Below are 1,892 nucleotides of genomic sequence, written 5' to 3' on the forward strand. Positions count from 1 at the left end.
AACTGACAGGTATATACATTAATTTTTTAATGCCTGTCAGATTAAATTTCAACTACTACATATAAATCTTTCGTAGGCTATAATCAAGTTGCTAAAGGTTCTGCTTTAACAAACTTTACTTAGGTAAACGGCTATCTTTATGTCTAAAGTTTCGATCGTTTGGCTACGGCGTAATTTGCGTCTAGCGGATAACAAGTCTTTTGCTGCTGCATTGCGTAATGCAGATAAAGTGTTACCAATTTTTATTTTTGACACTACTATTCTAAAGAGATTTCAAAATCCTTATGATCGACGGCTCTCTTTTTTAGCCAATACGCTTTGTTTAGTTAATGAGCAACTACAAAAACTAGCAGGGAAACTTTGTGTGTTTCATGGCACGCCTTTGGAGATCATCCCTAAACTGGTTAAACTTTTAAAAATTCAAGCTATTTATGCCGATCAAGACTATGAACCAGCCAATATAGAACGAGATAGAAAGATTCAAAACCTACTAGCGGATCAATGTATCCTACATCTATATTGTGACCATTTGCTAATAAAACCTGATATAATTTTAACAAAATATAACGAGCCATATAAGGTATATACCCCTTATATGCAGGCCTTTAGAACCCATATAGTCAATCAAGGGACACTAGCACAGAATAGGCTACTAACAGCATATACCTATCAATTGGAAGGTAGATTATTTATTCCTCCACCATTAGATGCTCAATCTATTGACTTAAGCTTAGGAGAAGCAGCAATGTTACAACAGGTTGGCTATCTATATACAAAAGATGCTTTATGGGATCCTAAAAATGCGCATCATGTTTTAAACAGTTTTTTTAAAACTAAAATAGACCATTACAAAGCAAATCGAGACTTTTTACACTTTAATGGTACCAGTATTTGCTCTCCTTATTTAAGATTTGGGCTTATATCTATCAGATCATGTTATCGAAAAGCATTGGCTCTAGCATCAAATTTAGGTGCTACTACTTGGGTGAATGAATTAATTTGGCGTGAGTTTTATACTTATATTTTATATCATTTTCCCAATACAGTGAATCAAGCATTTCAAGAAAAATATCGTGGCACTATACCTTGGAATAGCAAACAAGAAGATTATGATAAGTTTATTCATGCGCAAACAGGTTATCCTATAGTAGATGCAGCCATTAAACAGTTATTGTTAGAGGGGTGGATGCATAATAGAGCAAGAATGATCGTAGCGAGCTTTTTTACTAAAAATCTGCTGTTAGACTGGCGTAAAGGTGAAAATTTTTTTGCTCAGTACCTTATGGATTATGAACTAGCTTCCAATGTCGGTGGTTGGCAATGGTCAAGTTCTTGTGGTACAGATGCACAGCCTTATTTTCGGATTTTTAATCCTTACCTCCAAGGAAAGAAATTTGATCCTGATGCGCAGTATGTGAAAAAATACTTACCTAGTCTACAAACAATACCTGCAGATGTTATCCATAATGTAGATTTTCATAAATTTTATCCCCATTATCCTAACCCTATGGTTGACTATGGGTTATCTAGAGTAAGGGCTATAGAAACTTTTAAAAAAGCAGGACAGTAACTTATAATCAATCATCGCTTTTAACTTTACTGTTTCCTAAATTTTCTTACAATCAACCAGTTTCTAAATTACTAACCTCAAAAATAATACGACAGGCGATAGAAAAATTATACTCATTAATCTATAACAACTGCTTCATAACATCATTTTTAGATTTGCGTTTTTGTTTATTATTTAGCATTTTCCAGTTAAAAACTTTTTTATGTTTTTATAAAAGTTTGTTAAACAAACAATTTATTCACCTGAGTTCTGGATTATAATTATTGTAAATCAGTCATATATATATTATTTATAGAAGGTTTTTTTTCTTTTAGTCCATAAG

Annotated in this window: 1 protein-coding gene; it reads left to right on the forward strand. The window is 32.7% G+C overall.

Annotation, left to right across the window (positions count from 1 at the left end):
• Positions 1–139 precede the first annotated feature (139 nt).
• Positions 140–1,570 (forward strand): deoxyribodipyrimidine photo-lyase, encoded by a 1,431-nt coding sequence (locus MUW74_RS04040; RefSeq protein WP_243519128.1) that lies wholly within the window; start codon positions 140–142, stop codon positions 1,568–1,570.
• Positions 1,571–1,892: the final 322 nt, after the last annotated feature.

This window comes from Candidatus Cardinium sp. cBcalN2 (genome assembly GCF_022810445.1).
Taxonomy (GTDB): domain Bacteria; phylum Bacteroidota; class Bacteroidia; order Cytophagales; family Amoebophilaceae; genus Cardinium.